Raw genomic sequence first — 2,445 nt, 5'->3', positions numbered from 1 at the left:
GATGAAGGCCCTCCAGGATTACCCCTGGCCCGGAAATATCCGGGAATTGGAAAGTATTATTGAACGGGCCGTGATCTTGTGCCCGGGGCCGGTTTTGCAATTGGCGGATAAACTGGAGATTCCATCCCTCCCCTTTCAGGCCGGCATGAATACCCTGGAAGAGGTGGAGCGAAACCAAATCCTTAAGACCCTATCGGAAACCCATTGGCGCATCGAGGGAAAAGACGGGGCTGCGGTCATCCTGGGCCTCCACCCGAGTACCTTGAGGGCCAGGATGCATAAACTCGGGATAGTCCGCCCGGAGATCAAAGAGTCGGATTTATAGATTGTTGAAAAAGTGGTTTTTACATGACTGATAAATACAGTAATCAGATTATCGGACCCAGGAGAACGGTATCCCCATGGAGTTATGTCAAGGTGATGATGTTGAGCGAATTCGCCCCTCCAATCCGACCCGGAGCGACCATTTCCGTGAGAATCACCCGTTCCCCCTTTTTGGCCAAATGGTGCTCCTTAATAAATTCAAGGAGGTAATCGTAATGAAAAGGGTCCCTTTTCTCCAGCAGGAAAGGAAAAACACCATAAGATAAGGTTAAAAAGTCGCGGGTCTGAACGTCCGCGCAAAAGGCCAGGATCCAACAGTCCGGCTTAAACCGGGAGATACGGCGGGAAGTAATACCGGTGTGCGTGGGGGTTAAAATCAGGTTTATTTTCATGACGGCCATGGTCTCCATGACATTCATGGATATGGCATTCCCAACGGCCACCTTTCCCTGCCCGATATCCTTTTTGAGGTATTCGTAGGTGTGGGACGAAGGGTTGATATTTTTTCTCTGGCCTTCAATCGAAGAGGCGATCCTGGCCATCATTTTAACGGTTTCCACGGGATGCCTGCCGATGGCCGTTTCCTCGGAGAGCATAACGGCGTCGCTGCCGTCCAGAATGGCATTGGCCACATCGGTGACCTCTGCTCGGGTCGGCCGTATATTTTCAGTCATGGACTCAAGCATTTGGGTGGCGGTGATGACCGGCCGTCCCGCCAGATTGGCTTTATAGATAAGTTTTTTTTGAATCGCCGGCACGTCTTCAATGGGCACTTCAACCCCCAGATCCCCCCGGGCGATCATAATGCCATCGGCTACATGGAGTATCTGGTCGATGTTCTTGACGGCCTCGGCCCGCTCAATCTTGGCTATCACTGAGATCCTTTTTCCCTTTTTACGGGCAAATTCTTTGAGTTTGACGATATCTTCGCCCTTGGTTACAAAAGAGATACTGAAAAGATCTACTCCTTCCTTCAAACCAAATTCAACCCAGGCCAGATCCTCACCGGTAACCGGTTCGGTCATTATCTTGGCTCCCGGTAAATTTAATCCCTTATGGGACAGCAACACCCCTCCCATGATGACCTTGCACCGTACTTCGTTACCTGTTATATCCAAAACCCGCAACTGAATGAACCCGTCATTGAGAAAGATGATACTGCCTTTGGAAACACTTTTTGTAAACTGATCAAATTCTACGGGTATTCTGGCCGGGTTGGCGGAACTCTCATCGGTGACTAAAATAACCCGTTCTCCTTTCTTGAGGATCAAGGGTTCTTTGGCTAATCGTCCGATACGAATTTTAGGACCGGGGAGGTCTGCCAAGATAGGACAGGGGGTATTCATTTTCCCGAAAAGGGAACGGATCGTGCGAATATCCTTACGGTGCTCCTCAAGGGTACCGTGGGCAAAATTAAGGCGGGCGACATTCATCCCGTGTTTGATCATTTGTTTTAAAACCGCTTTTGAACGGCTGGCCGGTCCGATGGTACAGACGATTTTGGTCTTATGGAGAAGCAGCTTTTTGGAAAAGGACATTTTGGGGATCCAGGTCTTTCATAAAATTTTTAAAAAAGTATACGAAGTTATCTTAGGTCTGTCAAGCTATGGTCGCTCCGGCCAGTCGCCTTAACCTGTAAATCAGATGCTAATAAACCAAAGTCCGCTTTTAACGTTCGGGTATTTTTTCTAAAGTTTCCCTACCAACCGGTCATCTCGCTCGGTAAATGATCCGGGACTCTTCCTGAGGGATAGATGTCACTCGTCAGGTTCGTCCGGCTCCCCCCCCCATATATGGTGGCTCCACCAAATATGGAGGGCCGGCCCACCGTTTCAACTTCTCTGCCGGTTCTCTTCCATTAATAAAACCCTATGATATCAGACCTGATTCCAAGATTTTTCATTTTTCGAATTTTTGGCAACCCCTTTGCATTAATCATTTTCTATGATCCTGGTCGTCATACGCATGAAGGTCCTTCCTGAGAAGCACCTGGAGCTGTCACAAACGATAGCTTTATTGATCGGATCCATACGGACCGAAAAGGGCTGCCTGCGCTGTGACTGTTGCCAGAATGTGGATAACGAAAATGAACTCTGTCTTCTTGAGGAATGGGATACCCAG

At 48.8% G+C, this 2,445-nt stretch carries 3 protein-coding genes; 2 read left to right on the top strand and 1 reads right to left on the bottom strand.

From position 1 onward, the window contains the following. A partial coding sequence (locus HY879_26805; protein MBI5606956.1) for an AAA family ATPase occupies positions 1-325 on the top strand: 325 nt, incomplete at its 5' end. An 82-nt stretch (positions 326-407) separates the two neighbouring features. Here HY879_26805 and pyk read toward each other — a convergent pair. After that, positions 408-1,862, bottom strand: coding sequence for a pyruvate kinase (pyk, locus tag HY879_26800; GenBank protein MBI5606955.1), 1,455 nt, complete (start codon positions 1,860-1,862; stop codon positions 408-410). Between the two features lie 406 nt (positions 1,863-2,268). On the opposite strand from pyk, the gene HY879_26795 reads away from it, so the two are divergent. After that, positions 2,269-2,445, top strand: a 177-nt coding sequence (locus HY879_26795; GenBank protein MBI5606954.1) for an antibiotic biosynthesis monooxygenase, incomplete at its 3' end; no start/stop codon positions are given.

This window comes from Deltaproteobacteria bacterium (assembly GCA_016219225.1).
Lineage (GTDB): Bacteria > Desulfobacterota > RBG-13-43-22 > RBG-13-43-22 > RBG-13-43-22 > RBG-13-43-22.
This window is presented reverse-complemented; position numbering and strand designations above follow the sequence as displayed.

Excerpts from the sequence above, each read along its gene's own strand:
- pyk (MBI5606955.1), bottom strand. The coding sequence starts at position 1,862 with ATGTCCTTTTCCAAAAAGCTGCTTCTCCATAAGACCAAAATCGTCTGT.